Here is a 14375-nt window from a genome sequence, read left to right as displayed (position 1 = left end):
AGGACCACGGTTCTGGACATTGTCCTTTTGGCCGTCCAGAAGTGCAGTTCATTCCTGAAGGGGCGCCAGCGCCATGACTGATATTTCCGCCACCGCAACCCGGCCCGCCCCCGCCAACGGCGGGCTCAGCGTCGACAAGGGCGTGGTGCTCGCCGTCAGCCTCTGCATCGTGCTCGGCGCGCAGATTATCGGCCAGCTGATTTCGCCGCGCCAGTCGCTGCTGTTTCTGATCGGCGGCCTGCTCGGTGCTACCCTCTATCACGCCTCGTTCGGCTTTACCGGCGGCTGGCGCCGCATGGTGGTCGAGGGGCGCGGCCACGCCATGCGCGCCCAGATGCTGATGATCGGCGTCACCGCCATCGCCTTCCTGCCGCTGCTGGCCAGCGGCAATGTGCTGGGCCAGTCGCTGGTGGGCGCCACGGCGCCGGTCGGCGTTTCGGTCCTGATTGGCGCGGCGCTGTTCGGCCTCGGCATGCAATTGGGCGGCGGCTGCGGCTCGGGCACGCTGTTCACCGTCGGCGGCGGCAGTGCCCGCATGCTGGTCACCCTGGTCTTCTTCATCATCGGCGCCGTGCTCGGCACCGCTCACCTCCCTTTTTGGCTGACCTTGCCCGCCATGCCGCCCACCAGCCTGGGCGCTGTGCTGGGCGTGCCGGCCGGTCTGGCCGTGACGCTGGCCGGCCTGGCCGCAGTGGCCGGCATTACCGTGCTGATCGAACGCGCCCGCCATGGCACGCTCGAAACCCAGCCCCGCCCGGAGCGCAGGGGCCTGGAACGCCTGCTGCACGGTCCCTGGCCCTTGGTCGGCGCCGGATTGGCATTGGCCGGGCTCAACGTCGCAACCCTGCTGGTCGCCGGCCACCCCTGGTCGATCACCTATGGCTTCGGCCTCTGGGGCGCCAAGATCGCTCAGGCCGTCGGCATTCCCGTCGCCAGCTGGGAGTTCTGGACCTGGCCGGCCCAGGCCCAGGCGCTCAACAGCAGCGTGCTGGCCGACACGACCTCGGTGATGGATTTTGGCATCGTGCTGGGCGCTGCCCTCGCGGCGGGCCTGGCCGGCAAGTTTGCGCCAAAGGCCAAGCTGCCTTTCCTGTCGCTGCTGGCTGCGGCCATTGGCGGCGTGCTGATGGGCTATGGCGCCCGCCTGTCCTTCGGCTGCAATATCGGCGCGCTGTTCTCCGGCATCGCCTCGGGCAGCCTGCATGGCTGGCTCTGGTTTGCCGCCGCCTTTGTCGGCAGCCTGGGCGGCATCCTGGCCCGCCCCCTCTTCGGTCTTGATGGATTCAAACGCTCATGAGCACGCGCAATACCATGCTGTTCGGCGCCGCCTTGGTCGCCGCCACCGGCGCCATTGCCGCCGATCACCTTGCCCATCGCGTGGCAGCACCCGCTGCCGTTGCTGCGCCCATGGCCAGCGCCGCCCCCTGCGCCGCAGCGCCATGTTCGGCCTCACCCTGTTCAGCAGCGCCTTGCTCGGCCGCACCGTGCTCGGCCGCCCCTGCGGCTGCACCCTGCGCCGCCGCTCCTGCTGCCGCGCCCTGCTCGGCCGCCAGCCCCTGTGCCGCGGTTGCACCCTGCTCTGCAGCACCCGCACCCGTCGCTGCTCCCTGCGCTGCCGCTGCTCCCTGCGCAGCGGCCGCGCCATGCGCCGCTGCATCGCCTTGCGCCGCTGCCGCCCCCTGTGCGGCGGCGGGCCAATAGACGGGCGGGAGGCCGGTATGGACGCCCTGCGCCAGGCCGCCCAGGAGGCCCTGTTCTGCGAGAGAGTGCTCGCCAAGTCGGGCGACAATATCCTCCTCGAAACCCTGCGCGGCGCCAGTCCGGTGACCTGGGAACATTACCCGCCCGGCGATGTCTTCGACCGCGATTCCGGCGCGCAGTGGTATTACCACAGCCATGCTGGCCCGCCCGGCGCGGCCGAACACGGCCATTTCCACTGCTTCATGCGGCCGCAGGGCAAAGATGGCCCCATCCACCACCTCGTCGCTATCGGCGTCGATGCCTATGGCCGGGCCATTCGCCTGTTCACCGTCAACCAGTGGGTCGTCGACGACACCTGGGCCGATGCCGCCGCCACCATCGCCCTGCTCGACGGCTTTGACGTGCACATGGCCCGCCCCTCCTATCTGGTCAATCGCTGGCTCACCGCCATGCTGGGCCTCTATCGCGACGAGGTCGCCGCGCTTATCCTCGCACGCGACGCGACACTCGCCGCCCATATGCCGCCTGCCGGCATCCCTGCCCGGCAGGACCGCGACCTCGAAGTAGTTTCCCAGTGCGCCGTCGACCTGGCCGCCCGCGCCGCCGCGCTCGGCCTCTAGCCGCGCCACGGCCAGCGGAACGCTTGCCGGTCCGGGCGTGTTGTCCCTTTATCTATGCAAAGCAAGGAGTTGCGCCATGGACCATTCTGAGCATACGCCGCTGGGCAGTGACGAACTGAATTCCGAGGCCCTCAAGGGCGCCATCATCTACGGTGCCGACAATGCCGAGGTCGGCCACGTCTCCCATCTCCTCGGCAGCGGCGCCGCCTGCCAGGTCATCGTCGATGTCGGAGGCTTCCTCGGCTTGGGGGCCAAGCCGGTCGCGGTCGGCCTCGGTCAGCTCTCCTTCATGCGCGACGCCAAGGGCACGGTGCATGCCGCAACCGGCTGGACCCAGCAGCAGCTGCTCTCCATGCCGGCCTATGCAGAATGAACCGGCGCCGCCCGGCAACGGCGGCGCAATTGATCGGGATCAAGATACCGTCCCGACACATCGCTAGGATGGCTTTGGCAGTCACGGGAGATCTGAGATGGAAATTCGCAATATCGTCGTCGGCCTGACCATTGACGGTGTCGACCCGGCCCTCATTGCCTTTGCTGCCGATCTGGCAAAGCAGCACAAGGCCAGCCTGACCGGCTTTGTCGCCGCCGAGCCGCCGGTGATTGCCAGCATGGGCGCCGGTGATGTCGCTGGCGCGCTCTATACCGAGCAGCTCGGCGAGATCGAGACTTCCATTGCCATGGCACGCGATAAATTCGCCGAGCTGGTGCCGGCCGACCTCAAGCATGGCTGGATTGCCGGCATCCAGCAGCCGGCCCTCGGCCTGATCCAGGCGGCGCGCAAGGCCGATCTGATCGTGATCGGCTCCCCCGGTGAACTGCGCGATGAAGGCTATCGCACCATTGACCTGGGCACCCTGCTGCTCTCGGCTGGCCGGCCCGTGCTGATCGCCGCCGCCGGGGCCCCCAAGCTCAAGGCCAGTACGGTCATCGTCGCCTGGAAGGATACCAAGGAGGCGCGGCGCGCCATCGTCGACGCGCTGCCGCTGCTGCAGGCTGCCATTGATGTGCAGGTGGTGGTGATCAGCGAAGGCGATCTGGGCATCGAGCGCGACAGCATGCTGGACGCCGTGGCCTGGCTGCAGAGCCACGCTGTCAAGGCGCGTGGCGATGTGTTGCCCAATCGTGGCGGTGCGGGTCAGTCAATCCTCGACGCCGCCAAGTCCGCCAGCGCCGATCTGATCGTCAGCGGCGCCTATGGCCACAGCCGCTTGCGTGAATGGCTGGTCGGCGGCATGACCCGAGACCTGCTGGCCGCGCCGGGCATTCACCGCTTCCTATCGAACTAGAACGAAACGTACGGGACCCGCTGGTCAGCGGGTCCACAGCTTCGGCCAGTACACGTCGCTGTCGAAATCCTGCGGGATGGGCGAGAGGCGCGAGATCGCCGTGGCGGCAAACTCGACCTGCAAGGCATAGTGGCGGACATCGTCGGGCATGGGCTGGCCGGTAATGAATTCCCGCGTGCGCCATTCATGCAGCTTGATCGCCCGTAGCCGACGCCGGGCTTCTGCCTCGACATCCTCGACCAGCACGGCCACCGGCGCAGCCTGTGAGCGCTGCCAGTTCGGCTCCGTCCACTCCCTGCTTCCCTCGATCTCTGCGAAACGCACTTGGTCCTCTGCTCTCTGGCCGCCTGCCCCTCGGCGCCGCCTCTGTCATCAGCATGTCACCGACCCCTTACCGAAACGGTAACGCGGGGTTTTGGCAAGGGCCGGGCCGTGTTAGCCTTGCAGGCATGACCATCCTTTACGTCATGGCTGCGCAGGCCGAATACGGCCCCCAACTGCAGGCCAGGATAAATCCGCTGATCACCGGCGTCGGTCCGGTCGAGGCCGCCATTGCCGTCTCCCGGGCTTTGGCCGAGGCCCGGCCACTGCCGCGCCTCGTTGTGTCGCTGGGCTCGGCCGGCTCGCGCGTGCTGGCGCAGTGCGGCATCTACCAGGCCATGTCGGTGAGCTATCGCGACATGGATGCCTCGGCCCTGGGCTTTGCCAGGGGGCAGACGCCGTTTCTGGATCAGGCCCCGGTCCAGATGCTTACCCCGCTTATCCCGGGGCTTGAAACGGCGCGGCTGTCGACCGGCGCCAATGTCGTCTCCGGCGCAGCCTATGACGGCATCGATGCCGACATGGTGGATATGGAAACCTTTGCCGTCCTGCGGGCCTGCCAGACCTTCGGCGTTCCGCTGGTAGCGCTGCGCGGCATTTCCGATGGCGCGGCCGAGCTCGGCCATGTGGATGACTGGACGCAATATCTGCACGTCATCGACGAAAAGCTGGCGGCAGCGGTGGAACTGGTCGAAGTGGCGGTGGCGACCGGACGAATCTAGCGGCCCGCAGCCTTCTTGTCGCGCCGCTGGCGCCGCCAGGTGCTCCATTTGCGCATGCCGCGCACAATGGCCATGTTCACCGGGCCCTGCAGGAAGGCCAGGTCGAGCGCCAGCAGCAGCAGGCCGAGCGGCAGCATCCAGATGCCGAGCACCGGCAGGAAGCTGAAAATGCCCCCCAGGATCAACAGGATCGCCAGCGGTATGCGCAGCCAGCGCGCACCCGGACGCCGCAAATGGGCCAGCAGGCCGGCCGCCTGCGGCACCTTGCGCGCGATGCGGTCGAACTGTCGATCAAGTCGGGCGCGGCTCTTGGCCATAAAGATCCCTTTGGTGGCAGTCGCAATGCCTCTGATGTAGTGCGCCCCGGCGCGCCCGCCAAGGGTCATTGTGTGGCAGCGACGTGCAAAGCCCAGGCAGCCCCCAAAAATGGAACTTCTACCCCGCACCAGAGTTGAATGAGGATAACCCTCAAGGAGCGTCCCCATGGCTACGGCAACTCAGCGCGCACTCCGTCGCGCAGAACACAGCGGCGAAGCAATCTCGGAAAATCTGGCCCAGCAGATTGCTGTGCTGCGCAAGCAGGTCGACGAAATGTCCCGTTCCGTGCAGTCCTATGGCGGTCACTCCATCGATGACCTGCAGCACAATGCCGTCGCCTTGGCCCACGAAGTCCGCGAACAGGGCCGCGTTGTCGCCCGCCAGGTCGGCCGCCAGGCCAATATCGCCGGCAAGGCCGTGCAGGAAAACCCGGTCCCGGTTCTCGTCGTGCTCGGCACCATCGCCCTGCTCTCGACGCTGCTGTTTACCCGCGACTGATCTGGGCGACACGTTAGCACTTCGCTAACCGTCCCGCTCAGGGCTTGCTTAAGCCTAATGGGTCATTGTCGGACGAGCCTGCATTTGATCGTCCGACGGAGACTGCCCCATGAAGATCACCAAAGCCGTGCTGCGCACGATGGCCGTGATCCTCACCGGCAGTGTGCTCGGCGGCTGCAGCCTGTTCGGTATCAGCTTTGGCACGGCCCAGCTCAGTCCCAAGGAATGCCTGATGCGGGCAATGTACTTTGAATCCAACCGCTCCAGCGTCGATGGCATGCTGGCCGTCGGCACCGTGGTGATGAACCGCCTCAACGATCCGCGCTACCCAAAATCGGTCTGTGCGGTCGTCGGGCAGAAGAACCAGTTCGCCCAGGGCGTGCTGACCAAGAAGATGACCGACAGCGGCGCCGTGCTGGCCTCCCAGACCGCCGATCAGGTACTGGCTGGCTGGCGTCATCCCGGCGTGCGCAATGCGCAGCATTTCCACACGGCCGGGCTGCGTTTTCCCTATAACAACATGCATTACGTGCTCGAAGCCGGCGGCAACGAGTTCTACGAAAAATACTAGGGGTGATGCGGCGACGCTAGAAGTCGCCGCCCATGTCGAAGCCGCCATCGCCGAAATCATCGCCGCCGCCGCTATCGCCGTCGTCGGCTGGCAGGTCTTGCTCAGCGGTGGCCTCAGGTTCTGCCGCGTGAGCGCTGCCAAACAGGCCGCCAAAGGCATTGATCAGCATCATGCCGCCCGCCACGCCCAGCGCCGTCTGCGCCGCGCCGGCCAGAAACCCACCCTGCCCGCCGCGGCCGGGCCTGTCCTCGCCGACATTGTCCCAGGGACCGCGCGCCCGCTGCTTGCCCTCCAGTTCGGCAATGCGGGTCTGGGCCTCGCGCAGCGCCTGTTCCTGGGCGACCACGGTCTGGGCCAGGAATAGGGCGCGGGCGGAAAGTCGCGCAGCCGCTGCTGGATTTGGGCCTCGGCATCGCGGTCGCGCGGCGCGCTGTTGCGCGCTACCTCCTCGATCCGGTCGAACAAATCATCAATGACGGTCTGGTCTTGCTGGCTTGCCATAGCGGCGCTCCCTCTATTCGGTAGTGCTAGAGATGGGGAGCGCAGCGGAGGGTGCAATGGCTGCGGCCGCAATTCACAGCTTGGTGCTGGTGCGCAGCACATAGCCGATGACCACGGCGACGGCCTCATAGAGCTCGATGGGAATGGTATCGTCGATCTCGATGCCGCTCAGCGCCTGGGCCAGCACCGGATTGGCCTCGATGATCACGTCATTGTCGCGTGCCAGCGCGATGATGCGCTCGGCGACGAGGCCGCGCCCCTTGGCGACCACACGCGGCGCGTCGCGGGTGCCGCGCTCATATTGCAGTGCCACCGCCAGCGCGCGATCCTTGGGGTCTTCGCTCATGTCGTGGCGTCCACCAGATGGCCCGAATGGGCGGCCTGCGGCGAGGCGGGCGGCGCCCCGTGCCGCACGATGATCGCGCCCGGTGTCAGGCCCATGCCAGCCAGTGTGCCGCGCAACCCGTCAATATCGGCCTCGAGCGCCGCCGACGTGGCCGGTTCGCTGGCCCATAGCATCACGCCGGTGGCGCGGCCGCGCAGCGACACCTGGGCCCCGACCTCGCCCATCCCCGGCAGATTGATGGCAAAACGCATCTGCCAGCCCCGGTCCGACGCCACTTCGCCCGCATTCTGCTCGTCGCGATGAATCTGCAGTTGCAGCAGCGTCTGGTGACCGGCGATCACCACCGGCAGGTCCATGCTCCACTCGGCGCCCTTCACATTGGGGTCCGGCAGGGACGCATGCTGATGCAGTCGCAGGCGCGACAGCGCCGCCTCGGTCCGGTCCAGCAGGTGTTTGCCCACCTCGTCGGCCGCCGCCGCCGGATCGATCGGCGGAATATCCGACCCCGTCACCCGCGGAAACTTGCCGCGCAGGGGCGGGGCAACCTGGGTAACGGCGGCAACTACCGGCAATTGCTGGCCCAGCCAGCTGGTCAGCGTCGAGCGCAGCGCCAGCAGCGAAGCCTTCATGTCGACCTGCGGCGCCAGCAGCGGCGTGCCGGCGCGGGCCAGCCCGGCTTCCTGAAACACGCCTGAGTTCAGCACCGCCTTCTGCAGGTTGGCGCCGTCCAGCTTGCCACTGGCCAGATTGAGCTGGTTGGCCAGCACCTGCTGCGCAGCCCGGGCAACCGGCTCGGGCAGCGCCACGGTGCCGGCAATCGAGGTCAGGGCTGCCGTCAGCCCGACAATGCTGTTTTGCTGCGGCAAGGCGGACTGCACCATCTGCGCCAGCGCTGCCTGTGGCGTGCTGGCTATGGCCGGGCTTGGCGCCGGCGCCACTGCAGACTGGGCCACCCGCCCGGCCGCGGGGGCTACTGGGGGCGCTGCCGTCGCGCCCGGGAGCGCCGGCGGCGACCCGGTTATCGAGGCGCCGGCAGGTGGTGCCTGGGCATAGGGTACGGCGGGACGCGCGGTCGACGGCGCAATCACCTGCCCTTGGGCGTCCGGCTGTGCGGTGACGGCGGCAGGCGTCTGTGAAGTGACGGGCGTCGCCGGGCCCGCCGCCGCCTGGGCGGCCAACATGGTGGCGGGCGTGACTGTCGAAGCCGCACTCGCCAGCGGTGCGTTGGCGGCGGCGGGCGGTGTTGTCACCGGCACTCCGCTCGGCGCCGGACGTGCCGCACCAGGGGCGGTCGCCGCGGCGGGAATGGCTGCGGACGAAGGCGCGGCACTGGCCACTGCCTGGGACACGGTAGCAGGACTGCTGGCTGTGCCGGCGGGCGCGGCTTGCCCCTGTGCCGCCGGAATGGCTGCCGAGGCGGTCGAACTGGCAGGCGCCGGCCGTGGCGTGGCGGTCTTTGCCGCGCTTGCCGCGGGCGCCGCTTGCAGCGCCAGCCGCAGTTGCGCACCGCTGCCCTGGACTTCAAAGCGCAGCGCCTCGCCCGCCAGGGCCAGCTGCGGCAGCGCCAGGTTCAGCGTCTGGCCGGCAATCTGCACCTGCGTGCCGCCATTGGGCGCCGGCCCGATGACCGTGCCGCTGATGACCTGGCCCGCCTTGAGCGCAAGCGCCTGCAGCACCGAGCTGCGCGCGGCCGCGACGATCTGGGGTAGCTGGCCGGGGATAAGCATGGTGTATCCGCCCCGCCGCACCGTGCGGCAGCGCTACTCTAGCGCAACATCAGCATTCGCTGATTCTGTCCTGCTTGGGAAACTTAACGAGCCGTGACCAAGGTCCCCGGCCTGCCGCGCCTAGTCAGGGCGGATATCGGTATAGGCCTTGGTAACCGGCTTGCCGCGGAACGTGACCCAGAAGAAGTTCAGCGTATAGGTGCCCGCCGTGCGGAACACACCTTCCTTCTCAAGGCGCCGGCCCGAGGTCATCATCTTGAGCCCGAAGGTCCATTTCACCGCCCCGACCCTGGACAGGCGCACGGCGACGTCGGTATCCTCGCCGAAGAACTCGATCGAGCGATCATAGCCACCCACGCGTTGCCACGCCTCGCGCCTGAAGATGAAATTGCCCCCCTGCACCACCGAGCCCACGCGCAGGATATAGCGGTTGAGCACATAGATCAGCCAGGTCAGGCCATAGAACATGTTCACCAGGAACCGGTTCCAGGCACTCATGTCGTAATAGACATAGGGGCCGCTGAGGCAGACCAGCTTGGGGTCGCGGGCAAACTCGGCGAACACGGTGTCGAGCCAGCCTGCCGGCACGATGGTGTCGCTGTCGATATTGGCGACGAGGTCAAACCCCTCGGTGGCGGCAAAGCCGGCATCGCGCGCATTGACCAGACCCTTCTTGGGCTCGTCGACCACCTGCACCGTCGGGAAACTGCGGGCAATCTCCCCGGTCCGGTCGGTGGAGGCATTGTTGACAACGATGATCTCGGCGTCAGCCCCAGCGCGGGCAATTTCAGCAACGACCGATTCCAGGCATTTGCCGATCAGCGCCTCTTCATTATAGGCGGGTATGACGAATGCCAGTTTCATTGCTGCCTCATGCTCGGCCGGAACGACCTTGGTCGGTGCAAATAGCGGTTGCGCCAGCGATGGGCAACACTGCACGCCGCTTTTTCCAGCACCGGCCAACGCGAACCGCACCGCCGCCGGGGCGGTGGTGCGGACATGGTCGGTCCGTGGCGTCAGCCGATATAGTCACGCTTGCCGATCGGCGCGCCATTGGCGCGCAGGATGGCGTAGGCCGTGGTGATGTGGAAATAGAAGTTCGGCAAGGCGCGCTGGGTCAAATAGACCAGCCCGTTTTCCTGCACGTCACTGCCACCCAGCTTGAGCGTGACGTCACGTGTCTCGCTACCATCGAGATCGGCCGGCGTGATCGTGGCCAGCAGGTCGAGCGCCTTGCGGATGCGCGCGCGCAACTCGTCAAAAGTCTGTTCGGTATCAGGCCAGGACGGCACGTCGCGCCCGGCCAGCCGGGACACGCTGCCCTTGACGTGATCGGTGGCGATCATGATCTGGCCGCGGAATGGGATCATATCCGGCGAAAGGCGTGCCCCGGCCAGCACGGCAGTGTCGAACTTGCGTTCGGCGGCATTGGCCTCGGCCTTGTCCATGATGGTCAGCAGATTGGTGAGCATGCGGGTATAAACCGGCACGGTCAGGTCATAAACGGCGATCGTCATCGAGAGATACCTTGATTGTGGCGACATGACAGGGAACAGTCACATGCGCCTGCACTGGCAGGCTGACAAGTAGGTTTGCGTATGCGGAGTAAGACTGACAAGCCGGTGACGCCGGAGGACGGACGAACCAGCGGCTTCAGGCGCCTGCGCAGCACGCTGCGGCTGCTTTATCACAGCCAGTCGCCCAAGGCGCAGCGCTTCCAGGCAGCCGTGCTGATCGTGGATCTGGCGATCATCGTTTTTTTCATTGCCACGCCGCTATTGCGCGACAACGAGTCCTTTCTGTGGATCGACTATTCGATCGCTCTTTTGCTGGCGGCTGACCTGACGGCACGGGCGCTGGCAGCCACCGATATCGGCCGCTGGTTGCGCCAGGTGCCGGTCATCCTCGATATCTTCATCCTGGCCACCCTGCTGGTCCCCACCGTGTTCTTCAACCTGGGATTCTTGCGGATTCTGCGCCTCTGGACACTCACCCGCAGCAGCACGCTGTGGCGGCCGCTGCGGCGCCGGGGGCTGATGCAGTATCGGGAAACCATCCAGGCGGTGATCAACCTGCTGGTTTTCCTCTTCGTGGTCACCGGCTTTGTCTACACCGCCTTTGCCTATCGCGGCGGCGACAGCATTGCCGGCTATATCGACGCGCTGTATTTCACCGTGGCGACAGTGACGACGACCGGGTTCGGCGATATCACCCTGCCCGGTCCGGGCGGCAAGCTCACCTCCATCGTCATCATGATCGTGGGCATTTCGCTGTTCGTCAAACTGGCGCAGTCGATCTTCCGGCCGGCCAAGGTGCACTTCCCCTGCCCGCAATGCGGGCTGCAGAAGCACGACCCCGACGCCGTGCACTGCAAGGCCTGCGGCCATATCCTCAACATCCCCGATTCCGGCCAGTACTAACGGATCACCGGTAGCCGGACCCGGAAGCAGGCGCCTGGCAACGGCCCCTGCACCAGCTCGAGCGTGCCGTTCATGCGCGCCACGATCTGGCGCGAAATCGCCAGTCCCAGCCCAGCCCCGCTCTGGTCGCTGGCGCCATGGGCGCCGCGCGAGAACTTCTCGAAGATCAGCTTGCGCTCGCGCTTGGGAATGCCCGGGCCGTTGTCGGCGATATCGACAATATAGCTGCCCGCTCGCACCGATGACGTGACCCGCAGCACGCCGGGGGCAGCATCGTTGTATTTGACCGCATTGGACACCAGGTTGATGAATACCTGGCACAGCCGGTCGGCATCGCCCTCCACCATGGTGGTCCGGGCGCGGTCGCCCATTTCCACCCGCATGCCACGCTCGCGCAGCAGCGCATCACAGACCCGCATCGCCCGGTCCAGCGCCGCTTCGGCGTCGATGGGCGAATTGTCCCAGGCCCGTTCGCCACGCTCAAGCGCCGACAGGTCGAGAATCTCGTCGAGCAGCTTGGTCAGCCGCAGGCTCTCCTGGTGGATGGTGGAGACAAAATGCTGCCGCGTCGCCGCGTCGAGCCCCTCCGGCTCGAGCAGGATTTCCGAGAACGAGCGGATCGAGGTCATCGGCGTGCGCACCTCGTGGCTGACCTGGCTGAGGAACTCGTCCTTCTGGCTGTCCAGCTCGCGCAATTGCACATTGGCGTCCTCGAGCTTTTGCGCCGTGGAGCGCAGCTCGGCCGAGGTCTTTTCCAGCTGCTGGGAATATTCGATGACCTGCTGGGTCTCGTCGGCCATCTGCATGACTTCCTCGAGCGACACATCGCTGCCCGACACCACCTTTGACAGCATGACATGGGCCGAAGCCGCCCCGATCGAGCCGGCCAGCTCGCGCTCCAGCTGTCCGATGAATTCCGAGGACGGCTCAAGCTGGTCCGGCTCGACGCCGATGTCGCGCGCTGCCGCCTCGAACAGCGCGGCCGCCCGCCGCTCGCCCAGTACCCGCTCGGCGACGAAGAACAGGTCATTGGCCGTCGCAGAGCCACGCACGAAATTGCCCTGGGCCGTATGGCCGCGCTTGAACACGTCGACGAACAGGGTGGCCTGAATGCGCTCCAGGCTCGACTGCGTGGTCAACAGCGACACCACCGTCAGCGTCAGCACATTGAGTGACAGGCTCCAGAACGCGGCATGGCTCAGCGGATCGAGTCCGTCGAACCCGAACAGCGCTTCCGGCCGCAGCCAGGCAATGCCCCAGGGCCCGTCGCGCATCAGCATGGCAACCGCTGGCGACACGGACTCGAACGAGGGCAGGAAGCTGCACCAGACCCAGACGACAAAACCCACGGCGATGGCAGCGGTCGCGGCCTTGAGCGAGGCATCGCGCCAGAACAGCGCCGCCAGCACGGCGGGGAAGAACTGGGCAATGGCGGTAAAGGAGATCAGCCCGATCGGGGCCAGCGCATCCGAATCCCGGGTGAAGAAGAAGTAGAAAAACCCTAGCGACAGAATCAGCACGATGGAAAACCGGCGCGCCACCAGCAGCAGGTGGCTGACCCCCTGCCCGTCGCCGCTGCCCTGGCCCGAGCTGAAGCGCAACACCAGCGGCATGACGATATGGTTGGACACCATGATCGACAGCGCGATGGATTCCAGGATGATCATCGAGGTGGCCGAGGAAAAGCCGCCGATAAAGGCAAACAGCGCCAGCGCATCCTGCCCGAAAGCCATCGGCAGCGTCAGCGCGAACATGTCGGGATTGGAGCCTGCCGGCAAGGTGATGAGCCCGAACATGGCGATGGGCAGGATGAACAGGCTCATCAGCAGCATATAAGCGGGGAAGGCCCAGCTGGCGACGCGCAGGTGGTTTTCGTCCGAATTCTCCACCACCGTCACCTGGAACTGCCGCGGCAGGCAGACGATCGCCGCCACCGACAGCGCCAGCGTCGTCAGCCAGCGGTCGTCAAAGCCCTTGTCGGGCCGCAGCCCTACGCTCATCTCGCTGGCCCGGGTGAAGATCGGCTCCAGCCCACCTCCGGCATAGACCACGAAAATGCCCACGGCGAGCAATGCGGCCAACTTGACTACGGCCTCAAAGGCAATGGCCGCGACCACGCCGTGATGCTGTTCCTTGGCGTCGACATGCCGGGTGCCGAACAGGATGGTGAAGACCGCCATGGCCGCCGCAACGCCGAAGGCCAGGCCCACATCGTCAATGCCGGCCAGGCTGCCCTGCCCGAATTCTGAGGCGCCGGCCACGGTCTGGATCGAGGATGTCACGGCCTTGAGCTGCAGCGCGATATAGGGGGCGATGCCGATCACGGCGATGCAGGTGACCAGCACGGCCAGCCGGTTGGACTTGCCGAAGCGCGAAGACAGCAGATCGGCCAACGAGGTGATGCGCTGGTTGTGGCTGATGCGCACCAGGCGCCGCAGCAGGAACCACCAGCCGACAAAGACCAGCGTCGGGCCGAGATAAATGGTGAGGAATTCCAGCCCGCTGCGAGCGGCATTGCCCACCGCCCCGTAGAACGTCCAGCTGGTGCAATAGACCGAGATTGACAGCGTATAGACCGCCGGCGAATGCAGGAACGATTTGGTATTGGCGCGCGCCCTTCGGTCGCCGAAAAAGGCCAGCACGAACAGCAGCCCGACATAGCCGACAGCGGTGGCGATGACGAAATCGGCTGAGAGCATCAGTCGCCCTCCGCCCCGGTGGTCGCCTCGGCGCCATCGGGCGGCAGCAGGCGATTCAGCGCGGCTGTACCGATGATCAGCAGCAGCCAGACCACGAACAGGTAGATGACAATCTGCGGCGTACCGAAATGCGTGATCGGCTGGTTGAACACATAGACCAGCGGCGGCACCAGCAGCAGCGCGCCGGTTACCGTCAGCACCAGCATGCTGGCAATGAGTTTACGCCGCTCCGCCATGTCCAGCCAGCAATTGCCGCACCGCACCGACCACGTCGGCATTGGCATAGGGCTTGGTCACGAAGCCGTCCGCACCCAGTTCCTCGGCGGTGCGGCGGTCCTGCTGCTGACCCTTGGCGGTCAGGATCAGCACCGGCATGTCTCGCAGCTCGAGATTGGCGCGGATCTGCTTGAGCACGTCAAAGCCGCTGCGCTTAGGCAGCATGACGTCGAGCACCAGCAGGCGCGGGCTGAGGCGGCGAACGGCATCAAGCACGGCATCGCCGTCGGTCACCGCCCCGATGCTGTAGCCGGCGCGCCGCAGAATGAAATCGAGCGATTCCAGAATGCTTGGCTCGTCCTCGGCAATGAGTATGTCGACTGCCAACTTTCCCCCTGGTCAGACGCGGTCTCCCCTCCGCGAATG

At 66.3% G+C, this 14375-nt stretch carries 18 protein-coding genes and 1 pseudogene; 8 read left to right on the top strand and 11 right to left on the bottom strand.

Annotated features, from left to right (window positions below):
- Positions 1–73: 73 nt before the first annotated feature.
- From AC4NN3_RS03830 to AC4NN3_RS03815, 4 genes are all read left to right on the top strand, one after another.
- Positions 74–1297, top strand: a complete 1224-nt coding sequence (locus AC4NN3_RS03830; RefSeq protein ID WP_491925780.1) for a YeeE/YedE family protein — start codon at positions 74–76, stop codon at positions 1295–1297.
- 421 nt (positions 1298–1718) lie between these two features.
- On the top strand, positions 1719–2321 hold the full coding sequence (locus AC4NN3_RS03825) for a DUF6969 family protein (protein WP_491926457.1): 603 nt from the start codon (positions 1719–1721) through the stop codon (positions 2319–2321).
- 76 nt (positions 2322–2397) lie between these two features.
- Complete coding sequence (locus AC4NN3_RS03820) at positions 2398–2694, top strand: PRC-barrel domain containing protein (RefSeq protein WP_491925779.1); 297 nt, start codon at positions 2398–2400, stop codon at positions 2692–2694.
- A 97-nt stretch (positions 2695–2791) separates the two neighbouring features.
- On the top strand, positions 2792–3610 hold the full coding sequence (locus AC4NN3_RS03815) for a universal stress protein (RefSeq protein WP_491925778.1): 819 nt from the start codon (positions 2792–2794) through the stop codon (positions 3608–3610).
- Positions 3611–3634: 24 nt separating this feature from the next.
- Here AC4NN3_RS03815 and AC4NN3_RS03810 read toward each other — a convergent pair whose 3' ends face one another.
- On the bottom strand, positions 3635–3934 hold the full coding sequence (locus AC4NN3_RS03810; protein ID WP_491925777.1) for a hypothetical protein: 300 nt from the start codon (positions 3932–3934) through the stop codon (positions 3635–3637).
- Between the two features lie 125 nt (positions 3935–4059).
- On the opposite strand from AC4NN3_RS03810, the gene AC4NN3_RS03805 reads away from it, so the two are divergent.
- The gene (locus AC4NN3_RS03805; protein WP_491925776.1) at positions 4060–4653 is read left to right on the top strand and encodes a 5'-methylthioadenosine/S-adenosylhomocysteine nucleosidase; all 594 of its coding nucleotides are present in this window, start codon (positions 4060–4062) and stop codon (positions 4651–4653) included.
- On the opposite strand, the gene AC4NN3_RS03800 is transcribed toward AC4NN3_RS03805, so the two are convergent.
- On the bottom strand, positions 4650–4970 hold the full coding sequence (locus AC4NN3_RS03800) for a hypothetical protein (protein ID WP_491925775.1): 321 nt from the start codon (positions 4968–4970) through the stop codon (positions 4650–4652). The two genes, AC4NN3_RS03805 and AC4NN3_RS03800, sit on opposite strands and share 4 nt — an antisense overlap.
- A gap of 166 nt (positions 4971–5136) precedes the next feature.
- Here AC4NN3_RS03800 and AC4NN3_RS03795 point away from each other — a divergent pair, with 166 nt between their 5' ends.
- A complete protein-coding gene (locus AC4NN3_RS03795) occupies positions 5137–5469 on the top strand; it encodes a hypothetical protein (protein ID WP_491925774.1) in 333 nt (110 codons plus the stop codon).
- Positions 5470–5578: 109 nt separating this feature from the next.
- A complete protein-coding gene (locus AC4NN3_RS03790) occupies positions 5579–6040 on the top strand; it encodes a cell wall hydrolase (RefSeq protein ID WP_491925773.1) in 462 nt (153 codons plus the stop codon).
- A gap of 16 nt (positions 6041–6056) precedes the next feature.
- On the opposite strand, the gene AC4NN3_RS03785 is transcribed toward AC4NN3_RS03790, so the two are convergent.
- From AC4NN3_RS03785 to AC4NN3_RS03760, 6 genes and pseudogenes are all read right to left on the bottom strand, one after another.
- Positions 6057–6386, bottom strand: coding sequence for a hypothetical protein (locus AC4NN3_RS03785; protein WP_491926479.1), 330 nt, complete (start codon positions 6384–6386; stop codon positions 6057–6059).
- A gap of 74 nt (positions 6387–6460) precedes the next feature.
- Positions 6461–6541 (bottom strand): annotated as a pseudogene (locus AC4NN3_RS03780) (hypothetical protein); the annotation flags it as partial.
- Positions 6542–6614: 73 nt separating this feature from the next.
- Positions 6615–6887, bottom strand: coding sequence for an EscU/YscU/HrcU family type III secretion system export apparatus switch protein (locus tag AC4NN3_RS03775; RefSeq protein ID WP_193335899.1), 273 nt, complete (start codon positions 6885–6887; stop codon positions 6615–6617).
- The gene (gene fliK, locus AC4NN3_RS03770; RefSeq protein WP_491925772.1) at positions 6884–8614 is read right to left on the bottom strand and encodes a flagellar hook-length control protein FliK; all 1731 of its coding nucleotides are present in this window, start codon (positions 8612–8614) and stop codon (positions 6884–6886) included. The genes AC4NN3_RS03775 and fliK overlap by 4 nt, the downstream gene beginning before the upstream one ends.
- 120 nt (positions 8615–8734) lie before the next feature.
- Positions 8735–9478: a glycosyltransferase family 2 protein gene (locus tag AC4NN3_RS03765; RefSeq protein ID WP_491925771.1), complete on the bottom strand. Its 744-nt coding sequence runs from the start codon at positions 9476–9478 to the stop codon at positions 8735–8737.
- Between the two features lie 152 nt (positions 9479–9630).
- Positions 9631–10131, bottom strand: coding sequence for a DUF1993 domain-containing protein (locus AC4NN3_RS03760; RefSeq protein ID WP_491925770.1), 501 nt, complete (start codon positions 10129–10131; stop codon positions 9631–9633).
- Positions 10132–10212: 81 nt separating this feature from the next.
- Between AC4NN3_RS03760 and AC4NN3_RS03755 the strand changes: the two genes are divergently transcribed.
- Complete coding sequence (locus AC4NN3_RS03755) at positions 10213–11034, top strand: potassium channel family protein (protein WP_491925769.1); 822 nt, start codon at positions 10213–10215, stop codon at positions 11032–11034.
- Here AC4NN3_RS03755 and AC4NN3_RS03750 read toward each other — a convergent pair.
- Genes AC4NN3_RS03750 through AC4NN3_RS03740 form a run of 3 tightly spaced genes read right to left on the bottom strand, consistent with a single transcriptional unit; the run spans position 11031 to position 14336 of the window.
- A complete protein-coding gene (locus tag AC4NN3_RS03750) occupies positions 11031–13733 on the bottom strand; it encodes an ATP-binding protein (protein WP_491925768.1) in 2703 nt (900 codons plus the stop codon). The two genes, AC4NN3_RS03755 and AC4NN3_RS03750, sit on opposite strands and share 4 nt — an antisense overlap.
- The gene (locus AC4NN3_RS03745) at positions 13733–13969 is read right to left on the bottom strand and encodes a hypothetical protein (RefSeq protein ID WP_491925767.1); all 237 of its coding nucleotides are present in this window, start codon (positions 13967–13969) and stop codon (positions 13733–13735) included. The genes AC4NN3_RS03750 and AC4NN3_RS03745 overlap by 1 nt, the downstream gene beginning before the upstream one ends.
- Positions 13953–14336: a response regulator transcription factor gene (locus tag AC4NN3_RS03740; RefSeq protein WP_491925766.1), complete on the bottom strand. Its 384-nt coding sequence runs from the start codon at positions 14334–14336 to the stop codon at positions 13953–13955. Before AC4NN3_RS03740 ends, AC4NN3_RS03745 begins: the two co-directional genes overlap by 17 nt.
- Positions 14337–14375: the final 39 nt, after the last annotated feature.

Source organism: Devosia sp. MDV22-iso42 (assembly GCF_058629155.1).
Note: the sequence above shows the minus strand (reverse complement) of the source record. Positions and strands in the feature narration are given on the sequence as shown.